A 20,893-nucleotide genomic window follows, 5' to 3' on the forward strand; every position below is an offset into this window, starting at 1 on the left:
ACGGGTGTCGGACGGCGGAGGTCCAGCGGGGGCGGCCGACGCCCCGCCCGTCGCGGCGCCCGTCGAGGCGCCCGTCGCCGGACACGCGGGCAGGAACGTGCCTGCAACGGCACCGCGCCCCGGCGGGGTGCACTGGCCCGGCAGGTCATGCCGTCGTGGAGGAGGTCGTCGTATGGGGACGGAGACGGGAACGAGGGCGGCGGGGGCCGGTCCGGTCCGGGTGCTGGACGTCGCCGGCCCGGACTACCGCCGGGCCTTCGAGCTGTTCCTCGCGGGCACCGACGAGAAGCCGCTCACCCACGCCCGGCTGGGCGAGGTCGTCGCCGGGCTGGACCACCGCCGGATGCTGCTGGACGTGGGCGCCGGCGAGGGGCGCACCACCGCGTACCTGGCGCAGTACTTCGAGCGCACGGTGGCCGTCGAACCCAGCGCGGCGATGCGCGAGAAGCTGCGGCTGGCCTGCCCGGACGCGCTCGTGCTGCCCGAGCCGGTCGGCGCGGCCGAGCCGCCCGGGCCGGCGGACCTGGTGCACCTCTCCCACGTGCTGTACTACGTGCCGCCGCGGGACTGGCTGCCGACGGTGCGCCGGGTGCTGGACTGGGTGGCGCCCGGCGGGACGCTGCTGGTGGTGCTCCAGAACCCGGAGAGCCCCTGCATGCGGATGGCCGCGCACTTCACGGGCGCGCGCTACGACCTGCGGCCGCTGGCCGAGCAGCTGGCGGCCCAGGACCGGGCCCGGGAGACGGCCCAGGACGCCGAGCGGCCCGCCGCGGAGTACGCGTACGCGCTCGAAGCCCTCGACCTGCACTACCGCACCGACCGGCTGGACGAGGCGGTGGACGTCGCCGAGTTCATGGTCAACGTGGCCGACCTGGCCGTCATGGACCCGCTGCCCGACCGCGCCGACCTGGCCGCCTACGTCCGGCGCCACTTCACCCGGCCGGACGGCGGCTACGCCATCGGCCACACCCAGGACATGCTGACGGTCCGCCGCGCCCCGCGCTGACGGGGGCGGCGGAGGGGCCGGGTGGGCAGGCCGGGCGGGTCGGGCGCCGTCAGGCCCAGGGCAGCGCGGAGCGGGTGCGCCAGTACTCCTCGGCCGGCTCGGCGAGCGCCGCGAGGCCGGCCAGGCCGGCGGCGTCCACGGTGAGCCCGACCGCCTCCAGGTTGGAGGCCAGCTGGCCGGTGGTGGCCGCGCCGGAGAGCACCACGTCCGCCCAGGGTTGCGCGGCGACGGCGGCCAGCGCGAGGGCGTCGCAGGACGCGCCGGTGCGGGCCGCGAGCGTGCGCAGCGCGGCGGTGTCGGGGCCGGTGGCGTTGCGGTCGGCGAGCCGGCCGTTGGCCATGGCCTCCTTGACCACCACCAGCCACCCGGCCTGCTGGGCCTCGGCGAGGGCGGGGCCGGCGGAGGGCTCCAGCAGGTTCCAGGTGGACTGCACGGCGGCGAACAGCGGCCGCCCGTCGACCGTCACCTCCAGGGCCGCCCGCACCGCCGCGGCCTGCGCCGGGCCGCTGGTGGACAGGCCCACCCGGACGCCCTCGGCGGCCAGCGCGGCGAGCCCGGCGTGCAGCGCGGGGTCGGTGAGGGCGGGGCTGTCCGGCGTGACCGAGTGCACCAGGTAGACGTCCGGGAGGCCGCCGAGCATCGCCCGGGTCTCCTCGATCTGGCGCTCGAACACCGCCGTCGAGTGCTCCTTGACCTCGTGCACCGGTACGCCGGAGGCCCGCCAGTCGGCGGTGTAGGTGTAGCCCCACTTGCTGCCGACCGTCACCTCCCGCGCCGCCTGCGGCCGGGCGGCGAGCCAGCCGCCGAGGAACTCCTCCGCGCGCCCGTAGGAGCGGGCGGTGTCGAAGTAGCGCACCCCGGCGGCGAAGGCGGCGTCGAGCAGGGTGTGGGTGCGCTCGCGCAGGGCGTCGACGGTGCGGTCGGCGGGCAGGTCGAGGTCGCGGCCGAGCGTGATGTAGCCGGGCCGTCCGACGGCCGCGGTGCCCAGCCCGAACCGCGCGATCGACGGTTCGACGGCTTCGGCGGCGGGGGCGGTCGGCATGGCGGGCTCCTTTGAGACGGGTGCGAGTGCGGGCGCGGGTGCGGGGAACGGGACGCACGGTCCGCGTGCCCTTTTGCACCCTATCCACCGGGCCGTCCTGACCTGCGCCGACGCCCTGTCGGCGGCCCTGGCCGGTGATCTAGGCTCCTGAGCCGACAGAATGATCGTCTTCACGGGGAGGCACGGCCATGAGCTACCGGATCGAACGGATCGGGCTGGAGGACTGGGAGCGGCTGCGGGAGGTGCGTCTCGCGCAACTGCTCGACACGCCCATGGCCTTCCTGGAGACCCACGAGACGGCGCTCGCCCACGGCGACGAGGAGTGGCAGGCCCGGGTCCGCCGGGTGAACGAGCCCGGCAGCGTCGGTCTGGTCGCCGTCACCGGGACGCCGGGGGAGTGGGTCGGTACGATGATCGGCTTCACCCCCGAGCCCGATGCGGCGCTGCTGGTCGGCGTCTGGGTCGCCCCGGAGCACCGCGGTCGCGAGCGCGGGGTGACGGACCTGCTGCTGGACGCCGTCGTCGCCTGGGCGCGCGACGAGGCAGGGGCGCGGCGCCTGCTGCTCACCGTTCACGAGGACAACGGCCGGGCCGCCGCCTTCTACCGCCGCCGCGGCTTCGCCTTCACCGGCACCACCAAGCCGTACCCGCTCGACCCGGCCGCCCGCGAGCTGGAGATGGCCCTCCCACTGGACTGACGGGCCAGCACCTCAGCAGGGCTCACGCCTCGGCCGCGCTCACTCCTCGGTCGTGCTCCAGCGGTCGAGCGTCCGGTACTTGTCGTCGTAGGTCAGCCAGGTGCCGTCGCCGAGCGGGCGCACATAGCTGTCGACGGGACCGTCGGGATAGTCGACCCTGCCCCGTATCTCCAGGGTGCGGGCGTCCAGCAGCCAGTGCCGTGCGCGGTCCGTGTCGTAGTCGGAGTCGAGCGTGGAGGCGATGACGGTGTCGGCGTCGACGAAGCCGCAGCCGTGGTCCCAGCAGGGCGGGTCCTCGTCCTCGCCCTGCTCGGGCTCCCGTTCGGCGAGCACGGTGCCGTCCAGTGCGTGCAGCCGCACGTCCGCGCCGCCGTGCTCGACCGTCAGGAACCCCGGGTGGCCCGGGTGGACGTCCGCCAGGATGCGGTCCAGCTCCTGGTTGACGTCCCAGCTGCTGAGCTCCGCGCCGTCCCACCGGGCCGAGTGGAGCAGGACGCCGTCCTGGCCCATGCCGATGCCCAGGCCGACGTGGGCGCCGTCCGGATGGGAGAGCTGGAACGAGCCGGAGGAGTCGCTCTGCAGGGGCAGCCGGGCCAACTCCCCGCCGTCCCCGGCGTCCAGGACCACCCAGTGCTCCCGGCAGTGCTGCGCCGCCGACACCGAGGCGATGTGCGCCCAGACCAGCCGGCCGTCGTCGGAGACCAGGCAGGACCCGTGCGCGCGGGCGGGGCAGGGCTCCCGCTCGTCGGCGGTGCGGGGGTGGTTGCTCCCGCATCCCCAGCAGGTGTGCGGGTGCTCCCAGAGCGTCGACCCGTCCCGGGCCACGGCCCGCACGGCGCGCTGGCCGGCGAACACCGCGAACGATCCGTCGGGACTCACCGACTGCCCGCCGTCCTCCCACCCTGGTCGGGGCACCGGGAAGACCCCGGCCGGCGCGGGATCCCCGGCGAGCAGCCGGTCGAGGTCGTACACCTCCAACTCCCGCCCGCGCCGCAGCAGCGCGCGGCGCGGCCCGTTGCCGCGGCGCTCCAGGGCGAAGCCGTTGACCAGCGCGGCGCCGTCCGGCAGCTCCACCGAGGCGCGCAGATGTGCGGTGATCGACACCGCGGTGATCGACATGCCTCGACGTTACCGCGCAGCACTGACAGGGGCGTCGGCCGCCGGGTACGCCGAGGCGAAGGTGAACGCCCGCGGGGAGGGCCCGTTCGCCCGCAGGTCCGCCAGCCGCTCCAGCGCCTCCTCGACGCCCGGCCGGTGCCCGGCAGGGACCCACCAGAGCACCAGGTGCGCCTGGACGTGCCGCTCGAACCACTCGCGCCGCCGCCGCACCGCCTCCAGGTGCCCGCTGCGGTAGGTGAAGTCCCAGAGGGCCTCCGGGCTCTCCCACACCGACAGGTTGACGATGACGTCCTCGCCCGCCGGACGCAGTCCGGTGGCGTCCGCGGCGCCGTCCCCGACCAGCCGCCAGACGAAGCCGGGCGCGCCGTCGGCGGCGGTGTTGACCGGGTCCAGCAGGTCGACGAACGGTGCGATCCGCGGGTCGTCGAGCGGGTGGCTGAGCGTGGCGACGTTGAGCTGGGCGAGGTGGGCGGTGGGCACGGCGGGCGCGGGTGCGGGCGTGGGCGCGGTCATGTCCCGCATTCCAGCACGGCCCCGATTTCTATGTCAATCAGCATTGTTTTTAGAAACCTCGACGATCACGCAGCACTCGCCGGGGCGGGCGTCCATCCGGGCGCGCAGCGGGCCGCCCGTGCCGATCAGCCCCTCCAGCAGGGCCAGGTTCATGCCGCAGACCAGTGGCGGGAAGTGCTCGGCGACGGTGTGGAACGGGCAGTTGCGCATCCGCAGGACCTCCGGGCCCGCGTCCCCGACCTGCTTCAGGTACGGCTCGTAGCCGCGGGCGGCCAGCAGTTCCACCGCCCCGGCGAGGCCGTCGCAGGGGCCCGCCGCGGTGCGCAGGGCCTCGCCCCGCCGGCGCGCGGCCGCGCCGAGCCCGGAGTCCAGCCCGGCCTCCTCGGCGGCCTCGGCGAGCAGTTCGGCGGCGGTGCGGTAGTCGCGCGCGGGCAGTGACACCGTCCGCTCCGCCCGCGCCCGGGTGTACACCTTGGCGGGCCGGCCCGCCCCCGGGCCCGAACGGCCGGTGAGCCGGCGGCTGCCGGTCTCCAGCAGTCCGGCCTCGGCCAGCCGGTCCAGGTGGTGCGCGGCGAGCGTGCGCGCCACTCCGGCCGCCTCGGCCGCCTCGTTGCGGCCGATCTCGCGACCCTGGGCCGCCACGTACTCGTACAGGCGGCGGCGTACCGGGTCCTGCAGCAGCGCGATCGCGTCGATGTCCTCCATCCGGCCATTCTAAGAACGACGCGGATAGGTCATAGAGCGGCCGCCGCTCAGGTGTAGTGGCCCCCGGTGACCTCCGGCAGCGGGTCCTCGACCGGGTCCAGCAGCCGGGGGCCGTCGTTGCGCACGCTGTTGACCGTCGTGGCCACCGGGCGCACCAGCAGCTCACCGGTCGGGGCGTGCAGCAGGTCACGCACCTCGCCCGGGTCGGTGACGGACGGGTTCAGCCACTCGTCCAGCGCGTCGCGGGCGAGGGTGACCGGCATCCGGTCGTGGATCCGGCCGGCCGCGTCGGTCGCCTCGGTGGTCAGCACGGTGCAGGTGACCAGCCAGGCGGCCGGCTCGTCGTCGTGCTCCACCGCGCGGTCGCGCCAGAACTCGTAGAGCCCCGCCATCAGCAGCAGACCGCCGTCGGGCCGGTGCAGGTAGTACGGCTGCTTGTACGCCTTGCGCCCCTCGGCCGCCGGGACCGGCCGCCACTCGAAGTAGCCGTCGGCGGGCACCACGCACCGCCGCTCCTTGAACGCCTTGCGGAACGCGGGCTTCTCGTGCGCCGTCTCCACCCGCGCGTTGATCATCCGCGCCCCGGAGCCGGGATCCTTGGACCAGGACGGCACCAGCCCCCACCGCAGCGACCGCACCTGCCGGGTGAGCTCCCCGGTCTCCCGGTCGACCCGTTCCAGCACGCTCGGGACCTGGTCGGTCGGCGCCACGTTCCAGGACGGTGCCGACGCCTCCGTCGCCGGCCACACCGACGCGCGCAGCAGGTCCGCCAGATCGGACGGGGTGGTGGTGGAGACGAAGCGACCGCACATGCGCCCCATCCTGCCCCCTGGCCCCACCGCCCGTCACGCGTCCCTGCCCTCCCGCGGTTCCCGTCGCTCCTCCCGCGGTTCCCGCCGCTGGGGTCAGAACGGTTCGAAGCCCGGCGGGACGGGGCCGATCCCCTCCTCGGCGGCGAGTTCCTCCAGGTCCTCCGGTTCGAGGAACTCCAGCGCGGCGGGGTCGATGCCGTGGTCCCGGTCCAGCTCGGAGAGATCCCGGACGAACGCGAGGACGAAGTCCGTGAACGAGCCGTCGAAGGTCTCGCAGCCCTCCTCGTGGACCATGGTGACGACCTTCCACCGGTCCGGATCGGGGTCGCACGGCAGGAAGAAGTGCTCGTGGCCGCTCTGGTCGAACCCCCAGGAGATCAGCCCGCCGGGCTCGGGGTGGAACGGGTAGGGGAGGTGCCGCGCGTCGCCGCGCTCCAGCGCCCTGCGCCGGCGCTCGGAGAACGTCCAGTGGATCCCGGCCATCCGGACCGCCAGTGGGATCGACCCCTCCGGATGGAGGACGAGGAGTTCGCCGGAGACGGCGCCGCTGCCGTACTCGTCCAGGAACGCCTTGAAGTCCCCGGGCAGCGCCCGGCCGACGTACCGCTCGACCCCGGCCCACCCGTCCGCTCCGGCCGGTCGGTGCGGACAGGTGGGGGCGCCCAGCAGCGCCCGCAGGGCTTCCAGCGAGGATATGGGCTGCTCCCGGGGTGGTCGCGTGGACGGGATCCGAGCGGCAACCCTACGACGTACCACCGACGGTGGGCGCTCAGGCCGGGATCAGGGCGTCCCACTGGTCGCGGGTCGGGCCGTCGTGCGTCGGGGCGAACCCGGGGCGGGCGGCCAGCCAGGCGGTGACGTGGCGGTCGACCTCGTCCGTGCCGTAGGCGTCGTCGGCCGGTCGCAGCAGGTGGCGGACCTGGGCGCGGGCCCGCATGACGACGGGGTCGTCGAAGGCGCAGGCGGCCAGTGCGGCGGCGCGGCGGTCCGGGAGCGGCGCGTCGTCGGTGAGGCGCTGCTCGTTGGCCCGGTCGGCCGTCACCTGCGCGTCGTACCACGGGCGCAGGGCCTCGGCGGTCCAGGCGTGGTAGCCGGCGGGGTCGACGGCGATCCGGTCGGCGTGGGTGGCGAGGTACTGGGCGGCGCGCAGACCGAGGGCCACGCCGTGGCCCAGGGTGGGGTTGGTGTGCATGAGGCTGTCACCCGCGTTGACCAGGCCCATGACGACGGGGCCGGCGTCGTCGACGAGGGAGGTCCAGCGGTTGTCCAGGCCGGCCATCGCCAGGACGGGGGACTGCGGTTCGGGGGCCAGGTCGAGCCAGGCGGCGGTGGCGGGGAAGCGACGGGCGGCGGCCTCGAACACGGCGGGGTCGGTGAGCGCGCCGCGGGTCGGATCGCCGGTGGAGAGCACCAGGTTCACCGCGAAGGTGTCGTTGTCGGAGGGGAAGACGCCGGCGAGCGCGAACGGCGCGGCCGAGCCGGGCCGCACCCGGCCGGGGTCGCGCGGGCCCTCGGCGCGCAGCCGGTACCAGCGGCACAGATAGGCGATCCCGGCGCGGTGGCTCTCGACCACGGGCGGGCGGCAGCCGGCCGCGACCAGCCAGCGGGGGACGGGCGAGCGGCGCCCGGCCGCGTCGACGACGAGGTCCGCGGCGTGCGCTCCGGCATCCGTCCGCACGCCGGTGACCCGGGGCGGACGGCCCGCTTCGACGGTGAGGCCGCGCACCCGGCGGCCCCGCCGCACCTCGACGCCGGCCTCCCGTCGGACGGCCGCCGCCAGGGCCGCCTCCAGCACGATCCGGCGGGTGCGCAGGGTCACCAGCTCCTCGTCCCCGTCCCGGTGCGGCGGATGCTCGTCGAACCAGTCGAAGTCGTGGTACTCCTGGGCCCCGCGCGCCAGCAGGTCGGCGTGGACGTCGGGGGCCTCGGCGCGCAGCACGGTGCGCACGGGGGCGAGGAACGAGTGCGGCTGGACGGCCTGCGGCACCCGCGGCCGGTCCCAGTGGTGGAAGTCCTCGTGCGGGTCGTCCCCGGCCTCGCGGGTGTCCTGTTCGAACACCGTGACCGTGTGGCCCCGCCGCCCGAGCATCAGTGCCGTCCCCAGCCCGCTGATGCCCGCGCCCATCACCGCAACCCGCGCCACAAGCTCTCCTTCGCGTCGTGTTGCGAAATGATCTTAGCGTGATCGGATCGCCCGATCGGCCGCCGGGCCCGGGGGTTGACCACCCCTTGACCAGGCCTTTTATCTGAATGATCATCAGATCCACCCTGGTCGCGATCACCGTAAAGACCTTGATCGGCTTTCGGAGCGACACCTAGGGTGTCCCACATGATGGACTCGTACGCGGATCCGGGTGCTCCCGATCACCGGAGCGCGGCGCGCTACCTGTGGTGGCTGACGGCCAGTCAGCGCCGGAGGGTCGTGGGCGGAGCGGCGCTGGGCACCTGCTGGATGGTCTGCCTGATGCTCCCGCCGTACCTCATGGCGCGGGCGATCGACGACGGTCTCCAACCGGGGAACACCGGTGTCCTGGTCGGCTGGGTGGCGGCACTGGTCGGCGTCGCGGCGCTCAACGCCTGGCTGGGCATCATGCGCCACCGCACCATGACGCGGGTCCGGATGGACGCCACCTTCCGGACGGTCAAGGTCGTGGTCGCGCACGTCACCCGGCTGGGGGCCGAACTGCCCCGCAGGGTCTCGGTCGGCGAGGTGGTCAACATCGGGACCGGCGACGTCGCGCGGATCAGCCAGACCCTGACGATCACCGGCCCGGGCGTCGGCGCCGTCGTCGCGTACCTCGTCGCGGCCGCGCTGCTGCTTCCGGTCTCCGCCCTGCTCGCGGCCGTCGTCCTGCTCGGCGTACCGCTGCTCGCCGTCCTGGTCGGGCCGCTGCTGGAGCGGCTCCAGGGCGCGGAGGCGCAGTACCGCGAGCGGCAGGGCGTGCTGACCGCCAGGATCGGGGACATCGTCGGCGGCCTGCGCGTCCTCAACGGCATCGGCGGCAAGGAACTGCTGGCCGGCCGCTACCGCGACGGCTCGCGGGGGCTGCGCGCCGAGGGCTACCGGGTCGGCGCCGTGACCAGCTGGATCCAGGCACTCGCGGTCGGGCTGCCCGCCCTCTTCCTCGCCCTGGTGACCTGGCTGGCCGCCCGGATGGCCGCCGAGGGAACCATCACGGTCGGCACCCTGGTCGCCGTCTACGGCTACGTCGCCGTCCTGGTGGTGCCGGTCGCCGGCTTCATCGAGAGCGGCTACGACCTCACCCGGGGACTGGTGGCCGCCGGACGGGTGGTCCGCCTGCTCGACCTGGCACCCGCCGGCCAGGACGCCGCGACCCTCCGCCCGGCCCCCGAGGGCCCCGCGGCCCTGTACGACCCCGACAGCGGCGTGGAACTGGCCCCGGGACGGCTGACCGCGATCGTCGGCGCCCGCCCGGCCGAGTCCGCGGCCGTGGTGGACCGGCTCGGCCGGTACGGCGAGTCCGCCGCCACCTGGGGCGGCGTTCCGCTCGCGGAGGTCACGACGGCCGAGGTCCGCCGCCGGATCCTGGTGGCGGACAACGAGGCCGACCTCTTCGCCGGCCCGCTGCGGACGGTGGTCGGGGGCCGCTCGGAGCACACCGACGCGGCCATCGCCCGGGCCGTGCGGGACGCCGCCGCGCAGGACGTCGTGCAGGCCCTGCCCGAGGGCCTCGACACGGCCGTCGAAGCCGGGGGCGGCAACCTCTCCGGCGGGCAGCGCCAGCGGCTGCGCCTGGCGCGCGCCCTGCTGGCCGACCCGGAGGTGCTGCTGCTGGTCGAGCCCACCTCGGCGGTGGACGCCCACACCGAGGCGGCCATGGCGGCCGGGCTGCGCCGGGCGCGGGCCGGGCGCACCACCGCGCTCACCTCGACCTCCCCCGTCCTGCTGGAGCAGGCCGACACCGTCTGCTACCTCGCCGACGGCCGCCTGGTGGCCGCCGGTCCGCACCGGGGGCTGCTCGCCTCGCAGCCCGGCTACCGCGCGCTGGTGGCCCGCGGCGACGGCGAGCCGGCCGCGCCCGCCGCCACGGAGTCCAGCGCCACCGGGCCCGCCGCTGCCGAGCCCCTGGCCACCGGAACCACGCTCCCCGAGGAGGTTGTGCGATGACCGCTCCGACACCACCGGGCGGCGGAGGTCTCCCGGTCGCCGGGGCCCCCGAGGTCCGCCGGGCCGCCGTGCGCCTGGTGCGCCAGGACGGCCGGGCGGTCGTCGCGATGCTGGCCCTCAACGGGCTCGCGGCGATCGCCGGGCTGGGCGGCCCCTGGCTGCTCGGCCGGATCATCGACGACGTCCGGGCCGGGTCCGGGACCGGCCACGTCGACCGGCTGGCCCTGGGCATCCTCGGCTTCGCGCTGGCGCAGCTGCTGCTGGGCCGCTTCGCCCGGTACACCGCGTACCGCTTCGGCGAACGGACCCTGGCCCGGATCCGCGAGCGCTTCGTCGAGCGGGTGCTCGCCCTGCCCGCCCCGGTGGGCGAGCGCGCGGGCGCCGGTGACCTGATGACACGCGGCACCGCCGACGTCACCACCGTCGGCACCACCCTGCGCGACGCCGGACCCGAGGTGTCGGTCGCGCTCGTCCAGGTCGTCCTCATCCTGGCCGCCATGCTCGCGGTCAGCCCGCCGCTGGGTGCCTTCGGGGTGATCTGCCTGTCCGGGATCTGGTTCGCCACCCGCTGGTACCTGCGCCGCGCCCACGCCGGCTACCTCGCCGAGGGCGCCGCCACCTCGGAGGTCGCCGAGGTGCTCGGCTCCACCGCCGCCGGGGCCCGGACGGTCGAGGCGCTGGGCCTGGAGGAGCGCCGGATCGCCGCCGCCGCCGAGGCGATCGAGCGCTGCCGGGTCACCCGCACCCACACGCTCCAGCTGCGCAGCGTGCTGTTCCCGGTGGTCGAGTTCTCGTACATCGCGCCGGTCGCGGGCATCCTGCTGATCGGCGGAGCCCTGCGCGGCACCGGTGCGGTGAGCGTCGGCGCGGTGGTCTCCTGCGCCCTCTACTTCTGGAAGCTCGCCGAGCCGCTGGACAAGGTCCTGCTCTGGGTCGACCAACTCCAGCGCGGCAACGCCTCCTTCGCCAGGGTGGAGGGCATCGGACGGATCGAGGCGCCGGTCGCGGCCGGCGGCGGGCGGCCCGCCGACGACCGGATCGACGTGGTCGGCGCCCGGTACGCCTACCAGGGGGAGCGGGACGTCCTGCACGGCGTCGACCTGACGGTCCGCCCGGGCGAGCGGCTGGCGGTGGTCGGCCCCTCCGGCGCCGGAAAGTCCACCCTGGGCCGGCTGCTGGCCGGAGCGGACGCGCCGCGCGCCGGCCGGGTCACGGTGGGCGGGGTGCCGGTCGCCGAGCTGGAGCCGGCGCTGCTGCGCCGCCACGTCGTGCTGGTCTCCCAGGAGCACCACGTCTTCCTCGGCACCGTCGGGGACAACCTGCGGATCGCCGCGCCCGACGCCACCGACCAGGAGCTGCGCGCGGTGCTGGCCGCCGTCGACGTCGACTGGGTGGACGGGCTGCCGGGCGGGCTGGACACCGGACTCGGCCCCGGCGGATACCGCCCGGACGCCCAGCAGGCCCAGCAACTCGCCCTGGCCCGGGTGGTCCTGGCCGATCCGCACACGGTGATCCTGGACGAGGCGACCTCCCTGCTCGACCCGACCACGGCCCGGCACACCGAGCGCTCGCTCGCGGCCGTGCTCAAGGGCCGGACCGTGATCGCCATCGCCCACCGCCTGCACACCGCCCACGACGCCGACCGGGTCGCGGTCATGGACGGCGGCCGGGTGACCGAACTGGGCAGCCACGCCGAGCTGTTGGCGGCCGACGGCGGCTACGCGGCGCTCTGGAGGTCCTGGCACGGCGCCTGACCGCAGGGCGGCCGTGCGCACCCGTGGTCCGCTCACTTCCTGGTGGGCCGGTCGTGGCCGGCCTTCTGCTCCAGCTTCTTCTTCTTCGTCTCCTCGATCTCCTGGACCTCCCAGGGGCCGGAGACGACGGACGGCGCCTCGCCGGAGATCACGGAGGCCAGGGGCTGTCCGGTCCGGTCGTGGACGGTGACGACGTCGGTCAGCTGCCAGAAGAGGTTGAGCTCCGGGTACTGGCCGAGGTTGATGTACGTGCTGGAGACGAAGGAGGTCGACTGGGTGGAGACGGTGAGTTGCTGGGTGGTGGTGGAGGACTCGCTCAGCGAGGCGGAGACGGAGGCGCTGAACGGTCCCCAGCCGGCGCTCGCGCTCACGCCGACCGAGGCGTTGGTGGTGTCGGACTCCGAACTGCTGTCCTGCTTCCCCTGGGTGACGGTGTAGCTCACGGTCCGGCTCTCCCCGGGGGCGAGGCTGTACGACTCGCCGGTGCAGTGCCAGAACTGCTCACGGGTGACGGACGCGCCGAGGCCGGTCTGGTCGTCCCCCGGCACGGTCACCGGCGTGCGGGTCGTGGCGCCGTGCTGGACGGGACCGGTGGCCACCAGGACGCTGGGGCCGTCCTGCGGGATGAGCACGTCGGCGGTGGGCTCGGGGATCGGTCCGATGTTGTTGGGGTCCAGCAGGTCGGATCCGGAGAAGGCCATGGTGCTCTTGCCCGGCAGGTTCCGCAGGACGGCGGCGAAGGCACCGGAGTAGTGGGACTTGGCCAGCCAGTAGCCGTCCGCCCAGCAGTCCCCGCTGATCACCACGCTGCCGCCGTCGGGCTCCAGCACGAGCCCGGGCACGCCCGCGGTCCAGCGCCCGTTGACGGGCCCGCACAGGTCGCCGGACTGGTCGAGGTAGAAGAGGTCGAGCGGGATCGAGAGGTCGTTGATCACGAGGACCTCGGCCCGGGACTTCTTCGGGGGCGAGGCGAGGGTCCCGTCGAGGGCCGCCTGGTAGGTCTCGGTCATGCGCATGGTGGGCTCCGATCGCCTGCCGCGCGTCCGCGCGCGGAGCGGGGTCGGTCAGAATTCGGGCTCGTCGGTCAGGTAGTAGACCCGAGGACCGCGCTCGGTGTGGACCAGGGCCAGCGGACCCTGCGTGGCCACCTTGGCGGCCGCCGGAAGGCCGAGGTCGGCGGTCAGGTCCCACCACAGCCGGTCCTCCTGCGGCCCCCGCCACAGCGCGAGGTGGTTGTCCTCGGCCACGTAGGACACCCAGGGGCGGCCGTCGCCGGCCACCGCGGACGCCACGGAGCTGTTGGCGGCCACCACCGGACGGGATCCGTCCCCGGTCGCGCGGATCTCCTGGCTCCGCCATCCGCCCACCCGGCCCGCCCAGAACGGTTCGGACGCCCGGTTCCACAGCGCGACGCCCGCCAGGCCCTGGGAGCTCGCCGCGGCCGCCAGCGGGCTGCCCGCCTTGGCCTGCCTGACGCTCAGCGGGGTGAGGCTCTGCCACCTCCAGCCGCGTTCGTCCCCGAAGCCCACCAGTTCGACGACGTTGTCCTCGCGGTCGGCGTAGTAGACGCGCCGGCTGTCGCTGCCCCAGCCCACGGCGGACAGTCCGCTGATCGGGGACGCGGCGGGCAGGCCGATGTATTTCGTGAGATCGGTGAACCTGCCGGCCACCCCGTACTCCTCCACCTCGGTGAGGTGGTCGTCGGCGTCGAAGTAGTAGCCGAAACGGCCCCGCCCGTTGTGCAGCGCGGTCAGCGGGCTCCACTCCGGGACCCGGGGGAGCGCGGGATTGGCGCCCCAGGTCCAACTGCCGGTGAACTTCATGACGACGAGTTGGCCGGTCTCGTCCGCGTAGTGGACCATCATCGTCCCGGACCGCATCCCGCCGGTCGCCAGCGGGCTGTTCCAGGCGGCCGCGGGCGTCCCCTCGGTGCTGGTGAAGTTGTGGTAAGTCCAGCCGTCCCCGTCGGTCGCGAACTCGCCGACGGCGCCGTCGGTGTTCGCGTAGTAGACCCGCCGGCTGTCGGTACCCCAGCCGGTCGCCGCGAAGCCGCCGGTCAGGGAGGGGAAGGGGGCGGGCCGGAGGATGCCGGGGCCCACCTCCTTCCCGGCGGCGATGTTGAGGTTGGTCCACCCGAACGAGCCGTCCGGTTTCCGGGCCACCTCGATGACCGCCGTGTAGCCTCCGCCCGGGGTCACACCCAGGGGGCGGGCACGCGTTGTCGTCATGACGGCCTCCGGCTTCCGGTGGACGCCGCCGCGCCCGGAGCGCGGCCCGTGCCTGCACGCTGCGGGAGCGCCGGGCGGGGCGCTCCGGCCGCCGGCCGCACCGAGACGAGCTCGGGCACGTCCGGTGCGTCGACGCGCTGCGCGGAAGTGCCCGGCTTCCCGGCGTCCAGCGCATCGACGTCGACCGGCCCCCAGACGACCGTCGGGCCCTTGGCGGAGACGACCGACGACAGCGGCGTCCCCGTCGCGTCGAACACCGTGAGGACGTCCGTGAGCTGCCAGAACAGGCACAGCCGTCCGTGGGCGGTGTCGTTGCTGTACTGGTTGGAGGTGAAGCTCGTCGTCTGGGTGGACACGGTGACCTGCTGGGTCCTGGTCGAGGACTTGCTCAGGGAGGCGTTGACGGAGGCGCTGAACGGGCCCCAGCCGGCGCTCGCGCTCGCGCTGACCGACGCCGTCACCGTCCTGGTGTCCGAGGAGTTCGACTGCATCCCCTGTGTCTGGGTGTGGTTGACGGCCTTCTCCTCACCCGCCGCGAGACTGTACGACTCCGGCAGGCGCTGCCAGAACTGCTCGCGGGTGACGGGATTGCCGTTCGGCAGCGTGCCCGCGCCCACCAGGATCCTCGGCCCGTTCGGGGGGACGATCACGGACCTGGTCGGCACCGGGGTCTCCCCGACGTCGTCCGGATCCCTCAGGTCCCGGCCGGTGAGGGTCACCGCGGCGTTGTCCTCCGCGGCGCACCAGACCGCCGCGAAGGCGCCCGAGTACCCGGCTTTGGCGACGAAGTAGTACGAGCGGTCGATGTTCGTCCAGGTCGCGTTCGCCCCGGGGTCCAGGAGCTGGCCCGGGTAGCCGGGGGCGAGCCTGCGGGTCCGCGGGTTGCGGCCGTACAGCAGGCCGTCGAGGCCGACCCAGTACACCAGCAGGTGCACCGGGGTCCCGTTGGTGACCGTCATGGTGGTCCGGTTGCCGTTGTCCACGGACACGAGCGTGCCGTTCACGGCGTCCCGGTACGTGTCGTCCGTCTGCATGGGTCGCTCCTTCGCGCGTACGGCCCGCGGGCCGCGCCGCCGCCTACTCCTCGCTGGTGTAGTAGACACGCGGGCCGGTGGTGCGGATGGCGGCGAGCGGGCTGGGGACGCCGGTGGCGACGTCGGGGAGGTCCAGCTCGGCGCCCAGGTCGCGGGAGCTCCACCGGGCCCCGGACCCGCGCAGTTCGATCAGGTGGTGATCACCCGCGCCCGCGCCGTCACCCGGGTCGACGGCGCCCAGGTAGAACACCTGGACCGCCCGGCCGTCGGCCTCCGGCACGGCGGCCAGGGAACTCGCCGCGGCCGCGGCGGGCGCCCCCGTGCCCCGATCGGCTTCCGCCCCGGCGTGGTTGACCTCCCACCCGCGACCGTTGAACCCCACCTCGACCACCATCCGGTCCACGTCCAGGTAGTAGAGCCGCGGATGACCGTCGGCGCAGAGCACGACCGCCTGCTGACCGCCCGCCGCCGCAACCGGCGCCCCGTACGCGGACAGGCGGCGCACCCGCCACTCCTCGCCGCCCTCGGGCCGCTTCTTGGTGCCCGCGACGACCGTGTGCTCCAGTTGGACCGGGCGGTTGTCCTCGTCCAGGAAGAACACGAGGCGGGAGTCGGTCCCGTGGCCGACGGCGGCGAGTCGGCTGAGCGCGGAGGGGGCCGGACACCCCTCGACACCGGAGGTCACGTCATGGACCGACCAGCCCTCCTCGCCGAGCCAGGACACCTCGACCAGCCGGCCCGGCGTGTCCATGTAGTAGGCGTACTCGCCCCGTTCGGTGGTGACCGCGGCCAGCGGGCTGATCGGGGAACCGCGCGGGGCCTCGTCGCACGCCGCGTAGGTCCACTCCGCTCCCCGTTCCGCCAGCCGCACCGGACGCAGGCCCTCCTCGCCCTGCCCGCCGTCGAGGTAGTAGACCCGCAGCTCCCCGATCCGGCCCGTCACCGCCACCGCGCCGCCCGCGTGGGCGGCCGGGGCGCCGGTCTCCCTGGTGAGGACGCGGTACCCGGTCCAGCGTCCGTCCGGCGACGACGGTTCGTACGCCGTGCCGACCACACCCCGGTCCTGCTCCTGGTAGTGGACGCGCCGCCGGTCGTCCTCCGAACCCGCGGCCGCCAGACCGCTGCCCGCGAGCGGCAACGGACTGACCTGCCGCCACTCCGGCCCGGTGCCGGACCCGGGGGAACCGGCCGGGCGCCGCTCGGAGAAGTTGATGTCGGAGTACCCCCACGTCCCGTCCTGCTGGGCCACCTCGATGATGCTGTAGACCTTCTCGGCCTGCCTTCTCACGTCCCCGTCCCTTCCGTCGGCACAGGTGCGGTCACCGACTCGCTGCCGCAGGTGCGTGCAACTGCCCTCATGTCACTTCCAGGGTGCGCCCGTCCGGTGGCCGACGCATCCGCAGGGCCCTCGACTGGCTGCGCGGAGCGAGGAGTTGACGTTCTGGCCGGTCGCTCCGGCGTCGAGATGCGGGCGCCCGCCACCGGTGCGTAGATGGAAGGAGGAGCCTGTCGGCCCCTCGGCCGGCGAGGCGTGCAGGCGTCGCGAGGTGAGGTGGACGATGCCTCTGCCACAGATGATCATCGACCGGTACGCGCGACTGAGGGAGTGGTACGCCCGGAACGCCCAGGTGGCCGACGTGTTGTACCCGAAACCGGCGAGCCTGGAGAACGTCAGGATCCTCTGTTTCGGCCCGGATGCCGCCGTCAACCTCGGCCAGGCGAACTACGCCCTGTACCTGCCGGACAGGCCCCGCGGCCGGATGCAGGCGCAGAGCATCCAGAAGTGCATGAACGACTACAACGAGACCTACGGCCCTCCTCCGGAATACCCGATGCCGGAGTACCTGCTGTACGAGCCGGGCTCGCAGTCGGACCCGCCTTCGGGGGCACCGCCACGGTTCCACCTGCCCGTGATCCTGGTGAGGTGCCCGCCGAGCTGGCTGGACGACCTCCAGGACGCCGAGGTCAACTTCCGTTCGGCGATGGTCCCGTTGCACGAGATGGGTCATGCGTTGCTGGGGCTGGCGGATCCGAAGCACCAGGGCGAGCCCTTCGCCTACTGGATCGAGGTACGGACGATCCTGCGCTTCGTCGAGACCACCGTCCCCAGTAACGGAAGCTACGCGAACCCGCTCGTGGGCATCACGACCACGGCCCAGGCCATCGCCAACTACATCGTCGGGCGCGCCGAGCAGTTCGGGCTGGCCGTGACGCCGGACGAACGGGAGGTCCGCTCCACGGGCCTCCCGGACACCATCGACCGGATCGCGGCCACCCTGCAGGCGGCGGGCCTGCCGGAGTTCAGCGTCACCGCGCTCAACCAGCAGGCCGCGCGCCTGCGGCAGCTGAAGCCGTCGGTGACGGCCGACCGTCGCTGACCGTCGCGGCGGCCGGGGTGGGGGCAAAAACAAGCACGCATGATTGCTTTCTCTCGCGCGGAGTGTCAACCTGCTGACCGACGGCGAACGTTGGGCCACCTGTGGGGGTAGGCGTGCACGTGGGGTCGCGGGTGCGGGCGGTGGGCGGGGAACCGGTGCTGCGGGTCGGGAACGCGTCGGGGTTCTACGGGGACCGGTTCTCGGCGATGCGCGAGATGCTCACCGGCGGGCCGCTGGACGTGCTCACCGGGGACTACCTGGCCGAGCTGACCATGCTCATCCTGGCGCGGGACCGGCTGAAGGATCCCTCGCTCGGGTACGCCAGGACGTTCCTGCGGCAATTGGAGGAGTGCCTCGGGCTGGCGCTGGAGCGCGGGGTGCGGATCGTGGTCAACGCGGGCGGGCTCAGTCCGGCGCGACTGGCGGACGCGGTACGGGAGTTGGCGAAGGGCCTCGGGCTGGACGCGGCGGTCGGGCACGTCGAGGGCGACGACCTGCTGCCGCGCCGGTCGGAACTTGGCCTGCCCGAGGGGCTGTTGGCCGCCAACGCCTATCTGGGGGCGTTCGGTGTCGCGGAGTGCCTGCGGGCCGGGGCGGACGTGGTGGTGACCGGGCGGGTCACCGACGCGTCGCTGGTCGTGGGGCCGGCGATCGCGCGGTTCGGCTGGGGCGCGGGGGACCTGGACGCGCTCGCGGGCGCAACGGTGGCCGGGCACGTGCTGGAGTGCGGGGCGCAGGCCACCGGGGGGAACTACGCGTTCTTCCGCGAGCACGACGTCACCCGGCCGGGCTTCCCGCTGGCCGAGCTGCACCCGGACGGCTCCAGCGTCATCACCAAGCACCCGGGGACCGGCGGCGCCGTGACCATCGGCACCGTCACCGCCCAACTCCTCTACGAGACCGCCGGTCCGCGCTACCTCGGGCCGGACGTCACGGCCCGTCTGGACACCGTCCGGCTCACCGGGCAGGGGCCGGACCGGGTGCGGATCGACGGGGTGCGCGGCGAGGCGCCGCCGGCCACCCTCAAGGCCGGGCTGAACCGGCTCGGCGGCCACCGCAACGAGGTGGTGTTCGTGCTCACCGGACTCGACGTCGAGGCGAAGGCGGCACTCGTCCGGCGGCAGTTCGAGGACGCGCTGGTGCGCCGGCCCGCCGAGCTGCGCTGGACCCTGGCCCGGACCGACCACGTCGACGCCGCCACCGAGGAGGCCGCCTCCGCGCTGCTGCGGCTCACCGCCAGGGACCGCGACCCCGACCGGGTGGGCCGGGAACTGGGCCGGGTGGCCGTGGAGTTGGGGCTGGCCGGGTACCCGGGCTTCCACCTCACCGCGCCACCGGGACCGGGCGCGCCGTACGGGGTGTTCGAGGCAGCGTACGTCGACCCGGCGGCCGTCGAGCACACCGCCGTGCTGCCGGACGGGCGGCGGGTGGGCATCCCGCCCGCGCCGGTCACGACGCCCGTCACGACGCCGGTCACGCCGCCCGTCATCGCGCCGGAGCCGGCGCCCGTGGAGGAGCCGGCGGGCGGAGCCGAGGACCTCGGCCCCACCCGCCGCGCCCCGCTCGGCCTGGTGGCCGGCGCCCGCAGCGGCGACAAGGGCGGCGACGCCAACCTCGGCGTCTGGGCCCGCGACGAACCCGGCCGGCGCTGGCTCGTCCGCACCCTCACCACCGACCGGCTGCGCGAACTCCTCCCGGAGACGGCCGGGTTGCCGATCACCCGGCACCAGCTGCCGAACCTCCGCGCGCTCAACTTCACCATCACCGGCCTGCTCGGCGAGGGCGTCGCCGCCCAGCACCGGTTCGACCCGCAGGCCAAGGCGCTGGGGGAGTGGCTGCGCTCGCGCCACCTCGACATCCCGGAGGCCCTGCTGTGACCGTGCTGCCCACCCGCCTGGACCCGGGCGGCGCCGAGTACGCCGCCCACCGGGAGGCGATGCTCGCCAGGCTCGCCGACCTGGACGCCGAGCAGGCCAAGGCGCTGGCCGGCGGCGGCCCCGGTTACGTCGAACGCCACCGCGGTCGCGGCAAGCTGCTCGCCCGCGAGCGGATCGAGCTGCTGATCGACGAGGACTCGCCGTTCCTGGAGCTCTCCCCGCTCGCCGCCTGGGGCAGCGAGTACCCGGTCGGTGCCGCGCTGGTCACCGGCATCGGCACCGTCGAGGGCGTCGAGTGCGTGATCACCGCCAACGACCCGACCGTGCGCGGCGGGGCGTCCAACCCGTGGACCCTGCGCAAGGCGCTGCGCGCCAACGAGATCGCCCTGGTCAACCGCCTCCCACTGGTCAACCTGGTCGAGTCCGGCGGCGCCGACCTGCCCAGCCAGAAGGAGATCTTCATCCCCGGCGGCGCGCTCTTCCGCGACCTCACCCGGCTGTCCGCCGCCGGGATCCCCACCGTCGCCGTGGTGTTCGGCAACTCGACGGCCGGCGGCGCCTACGTGCCCGGCATGTCGGACCACACGGTGATGGTCGCCGAGCGGGCCAAGGTGTTCCTCGGCGGGCCGCCGCTGGTGCGGATGGCCACCGGCGAGGAGTCCGACGACGAGTCGCTCGGCGGCGCCGACATGCACGCCAGGGTCTCCGGCCTGGCCGACCACTTCGCGCTCGACGAGCCGGACGCGCTGCGGCTGGCCCGCCGGATCGTCGCCCGGCTCGACCACCGCAAGCCGGGACCGGGCCCCGACCCCGCCGCCGAGCCGCCGGAGTACCCCGAGGAGGAGCTGCTCGGCATCGTCCCCGGCGACCTCAAGGTGCCGTTCGACCCGCGCGAGGTGATCGCCCGGATCGTCGACGCCTCCGACTTCGACGAGTTCAAGCCGCGCTACGGCACCAGCCTCGCCACCGGCTGGGCCCGGCTGCACGGCTACCCGGTCGGCGTGCTGGCCAACGCGCAGGGCGTGCTGTTCAGCCAGGAGTCCCAGAAGGCCGCCCAGTTCATCCAGCTCGCCAACCAGCGCGCGACGCCGCTGCTGTTCCTGCACAACACCACCGGCTACATGGTCGGCCGGGACTACGAGCAGGGCGGCATCATCAAGCACGGCGCGATGATGATCAACGCCGTCGCCAACTCCACCGTCCCGCACCTGTCCGTGCTGATGGGCGCCTCCTACGGCGCCGGCCACTACGGCATGTGCGGGCGGGCCTTCGAGCCGCGGTTCCTGTTCGCCTGGCCGAGCGCCAAGTCGGCCGTGATGGGCGCGCAGCAGCTCGCCGGGGTGTTGTCGATCGTCGCCCGGCAGTCCGCGGCGGCCAAGGGGCGCCCCTACGACGAGGAGGCGGACGCCGCCGTACGGGCCGTGGTGGAGCAGCGGATCGAGGCCGAGTCGCTGCCCGCCTTCCTCTCCGGGCGGCTCTACGACGACGGGGTGATCGACCCGCGCGACACCCGCACCGTGCTCGGGCTCTGCCTCTCCGCGATCCACAACGCGCCGGTCGAGGGCGCCGCCGGCTACGGCGTCTTCCGGATGTAGGGG

The 20,893-nt window shown here is 74.4% G+C and carries 18 protein-coding genes; 7 read left to right on the top strand and 11 right to left on the bottom strand.

Annotation, left to right across the window (positions count from 1 at the left end; genetic code table 11):
* The first annotated feature begins 172 nt into the window (after positions 1 to 172).
* Positions 173 to 1,006, top strand: coding sequence for a class I SAM-dependent methyltransferase (locus ACFVVU_RS00880; protein WP_387787367.1), 834 nt, complete (start codon positions 173 to 175; stop codon positions 1,004 to 1,006).
* Positions 1,007 to 1,055: 49 nt separating this feature from the next.
* On the opposite strand, the gene ACFVVU_RS00885 is transcribed toward ACFVVU_RS00880, so the two are convergent.
* Complete coding sequence (locus ACFVVU_RS00885) at positions 1,056 to 2,048, bottom strand: aldo/keto reductase (RefSeq protein WP_387787370.1); 993 nt, start codon at positions 2,046 to 2,048, stop codon at positions 1,056 to 1,058.
* 188 nt (positions 2,049 to 2,236) lie between these two features.
* Here ACFVVU_RS00885 and ACFVVU_RS00890 point away from each other — a divergent pair, with 188 nt between their 5' ends.
* The gene (locus ACFVVU_RS00890; protein WP_380680958.1) at positions 2,237 to 2,746 is read left to right on the top strand and encodes a GNAT family N-acetyltransferase; all 510 of its coding nucleotides are present in this window, start codon (positions 2,237 to 2,239) and stop codon (positions 2,744 to 2,746) included.
* A gap of 39 nt (positions 2,747 to 2,785) precedes the next feature.
* On the opposite strand, the gene ACFVVU_RS00895 is transcribed toward ACFVVU_RS00890, so the two are convergent.
* The 6 genes from ACFVVU_RS00895 to ACFVVU_RS00920 all read right to left on the bottom strand — a co-directional run bounded on the left by ACFVVU_RS00895 (position 2,786) and on the right by ACFVVU_RS00920 (position 8,038).
* Entirely contained in the window at positions 2,786 to 3,865 is a 1,080-nt protein-coding gene (locus ACFVVU_RS00895) for a hypothetical protein (RefSeq protein ID WP_387787372.1), read from the bottom strand.
* 9 nt (positions 3,866 to 3,874) lie between these two features.
* The gene (locus ACFVVU_RS00900) at positions 3,875 to 4,378 is read right to left on the bottom strand and encodes a DUF3291 domain-containing protein (protein WP_380680963.1); all 504 of its coding nucleotides are present in this window, start codon (positions 4,376 to 4,378) and stop codon (positions 3,875 to 3,877) included.
* Positions 4,379 to 4,411: 33 nt separating this feature from the next.
* Positions 4,412 to 5,083 (bottom strand): helix-turn-helix transcriptional regulator, encoded by a 672-nt coding sequence (locus ACFVVU_RS00905; protein ID WP_387787375.1) that lies wholly within the window; start codon positions 5,081 to 5,083, stop codon positions 4,412 to 4,414.
* A gap of 47 nt (positions 5,084 to 5,130) precedes the next feature.
* Positions 5,131 to 5,895, bottom strand: a complete 765-nt coding sequence (locus ACFVVU_RS00910; RefSeq protein WP_387787378.1) for an SOS response-associated peptidase — start codon at positions 5,893 to 5,895, stop codon at positions 5,131 to 5,133.
* Positions 5,896 to 5,988: 93 nt separating this feature from the next.
* The gene (locus tag ACFVVU_RS00915) at positions 5,989 to 6,651 is read right to left on the bottom strand and encodes a hypothetical protein (protein ID WP_387787381.1); all 663 of its coding nucleotides are present in this window, start codon (positions 6,649 to 6,651) and stop codon (positions 5,989 to 5,991) included.
* A gap of 13 nt (positions 6,652 to 6,664) precedes the next feature.
* A complete protein-coding gene (locus tag ACFVVU_RS00920; protein WP_380680975.1) occupies positions 6,665 to 8,038 on the bottom strand; it encodes an FAD-dependent oxidoreductase in 1,374 nt (457 codons plus the stop codon).
* 186 nt (positions 8,039 to 8,224) lie between these two features.
* On the opposite strand from ACFVVU_RS00920, the gene ACFVVU_RS00925 reads away from it, so the two are divergent.
* Positions 8,225 to 10,024 carry an ABC transporter transmembrane domain-containing protein gene (locus tag ACFVVU_RS00925; protein WP_387787384.1) on the top strand — a complete coding sequence of 600 codons (1,800 nt, stop codon included), beginning with the start codon at positions 8,225 to 8,227 and terminating at the stop codon, positions 10,022 to 10,024.
* Positions 10,021 to 11,778, top strand: a complete 1,758-nt coding sequence (locus tag ACFVVU_RS00930; protein ID WP_387787387.1) for an ABC transporter ATP-binding protein — start codon at positions 10,021 to 10,023, stop codon at positions 11,776 to 11,778. Before ACFVVU_RS00925 ends, ACFVVU_RS00930 begins: the two co-directional genes overlap by 4 nt.
* Positions 11,779 to 11,810: 32 nt before the next feature.
* On the opposite strand, the gene ACFVVU_RS00935 is transcribed toward ACFVVU_RS00930, so the two are convergent.
* The 4 genes from ACFVVU_RS00935 to ACFVVU_RS00950 are packed head-to-tail and all read right to left on the bottom strand — an operon-like array spanning position 11,811 to position 16,328.
* Positions 11,811 to 12,794: a hypothetical protein gene (locus ACFVVU_RS00935; RefSeq protein ID WP_387787390.1), complete on the bottom strand. Its 984-nt coding sequence runs from the start codon at positions 12,792 to 12,794 to the stop codon at positions 11,811 to 11,813.
* Between the two features lie 48 nt (positions 12,795 to 12,842).
* A complete protein-coding gene (locus ACFVVU_RS00940; RefSeq protein WP_387787393.1) occupies positions 12,843 to 14,006 on the bottom strand; it encodes a hypothetical protein in 1,164 nt (387 codons plus the stop codon).
* Positions 14,003 to 15,040 (bottom strand): hypothetical protein, encoded by a 1,038-nt coding sequence (locus ACFVVU_RS00945; RefSeq protein ID WP_387787395.1) that lies wholly within the window; start codon positions 15,038 to 15,040, stop codon positions 14,003 to 14,005. The genes ACFVVU_RS00940 and ACFVVU_RS00945 overlap by 4 nt, the downstream gene beginning before the upstream one ends.
* A gap of 43 nt (positions 15,041 to 15,083) precedes the next feature.
* The gene (locus ACFVVU_RS00950; RefSeq protein WP_380680993.1) at positions 15,084 to 16,328 is read right to left on the bottom strand and encodes a hypothetical protein; all 1,245 of its coding nucleotides are present in this window, start codon (positions 16,326 to 16,328) and stop codon (positions 15,084 to 15,086) included.
* Between the two features lie 271 nt (positions 16,329 to 16,599).
* On the opposite strand from ACFVVU_RS00950, the gene ACFVVU_RS00955 reads away from it, so the two are divergent.
* From ACFVVU_RS00955 to ACFVVU_RS00965, 3 genes are all read left to right on the top strand, one after another.
* A complete protein-coding gene (locus ACFVVU_RS00955; RefSeq protein ID WP_380680996.1) occupies positions 16,600 to 17,418 on the top strand; it encodes a hypothetical protein in 819 nt (272 codons plus the stop codon).
* Positions 17,419 to 17,624: 206 nt separating this feature from the next.
* Positions 17,625 to 19,295, top strand: coding sequence for an acyclic terpene utilization AtuA family protein (locus tag ACFVVU_RS00960; protein ID WP_387787720.1), 1,671 nt, complete (start codon positions 17,625 to 17,627; stop codon positions 19,293 to 19,295).
* Entirely contained in the window at positions 19,292 to 20,890 is a 1,599-nt protein-coding gene (locus tag ACFVVU_RS00965) for an acyl-CoA carboxylase subunit beta (protein WP_380680999.1), read from the top strand. Before ACFVVU_RS00960 ends, ACFVVU_RS00965 begins: the two co-directional genes overlap by 4 nt.
* Positions 20,891 to 20,893: the final 3 nt, after the last annotated feature.

The sequence above is a fragment of the Kitasatospora sp. NPDC057965 genome (assembly GCF_042887135.1).
Taxonomy (GTDB): Bacteria; Actinomycetota; Actinomycetes; order Streptomycetales; family Streptomycetaceae; genus Kitasatospora.

Bases quoted from the DNA above. Each gene is read 5' to 3' on its own strand.
- ACFVVU_RS00955 (WP_380680996.1), top strand. From the start codon at position 16,600: ATGCCTCTGCCACAGATGATCATCGACCGGTACGCGCGACTGAGGGAG.
- ACFVVU_RS00930 (WP_387787387.1), top strand. From the start codon at position 10,021: ATGACCGCTCCGACACCACCGGGCGGCGGAGGTCTCCCGGTCGCCGGG.
- ACFVVU_RS00900 (WP_380680963.1), bottom strand. From the start codon at position 4,378: ATGACCGCGCCCACGCCCGCACCCGCGCCCGCCGTGCCCACCGCCCAC.
- ACFVVU_RS00890 (WP_380680958.1), top strand. From the start codon at position 2,237: ATGAGCTACCGGATCGAACGGATCGGGCTGGAGGACTGGGAGCGGCTG.
- ACFVVU_RS00905 (WP_387787375.1), bottom strand. From the start codon at position 5,083: ATGGAGGACATCGACGCGATCGCGCTGCTGCAGGACCCGGTACGCCGC.
- ACFVVU_RS00935 (WP_387787390.1), bottom strand. From the start codon at position 12,794: ATGCGCATGACCGAGACCTACCAGGCGGCCCTCGACGGGACCCTCGCC.
- ACFVVU_RS00925 (WP_387787384.1), top strand. From the start codon at position 8,225: ATGATGGACTCGTACGCGGATCCGGGTGCTCCCGATCACCGGAGCGCG.
- ACFVVU_RS00880 (WP_387787367.1), top strand. From the start codon at position 173: ATGGGGACGGAGACGGGAACGAGGGCGGCGGGGGCCGGTCCGGTCCGG.
- ACFVVU_RS00945 (WP_387787395.1), bottom strand. From the start codon at position 15,040: ATGCAGACGGACGACACGTACCGGGACGCCGTGAACGGCACGCTCGTG.
- ACFVVU_RS00940 (WP_387787393.1), bottom strand. From the start codon at position 14,006: ATGACGACAACGCGTGCCCGCCCCCTGGGTGTGACCCCGGGCGGAGGC.
- ACFVVU_RS00910 (WP_387787378.1), bottom strand. From the start codon at position 5,895: ATGTGCGGTCGCTTCGTCTCCACCACCACCCCGTCCGATCTGGCGGAC.
- ACFVVU_RS00895 (WP_387787372.1), bottom strand. From the start codon at position 3,865: ATGTCGATCACCGCGGTGTCGATCACCGCACATCTGCGCGCCTCGGTG.
- ACFVVU_RS00885 (WP_387787370.1), bottom strand. From the start codon at position 2,048: ATGCCGACCGCCCCCGCCGCCGAAGCCGTCGAACCGTCGATCGCGCGG.
- ACFVVU_RS00960 (WP_387787720.1), top strand. From the start codon at position 17,625: ATGCGCGAGATGCTCACCGGCGGGCCGCTGGACGTGCTCACCGGGGAC.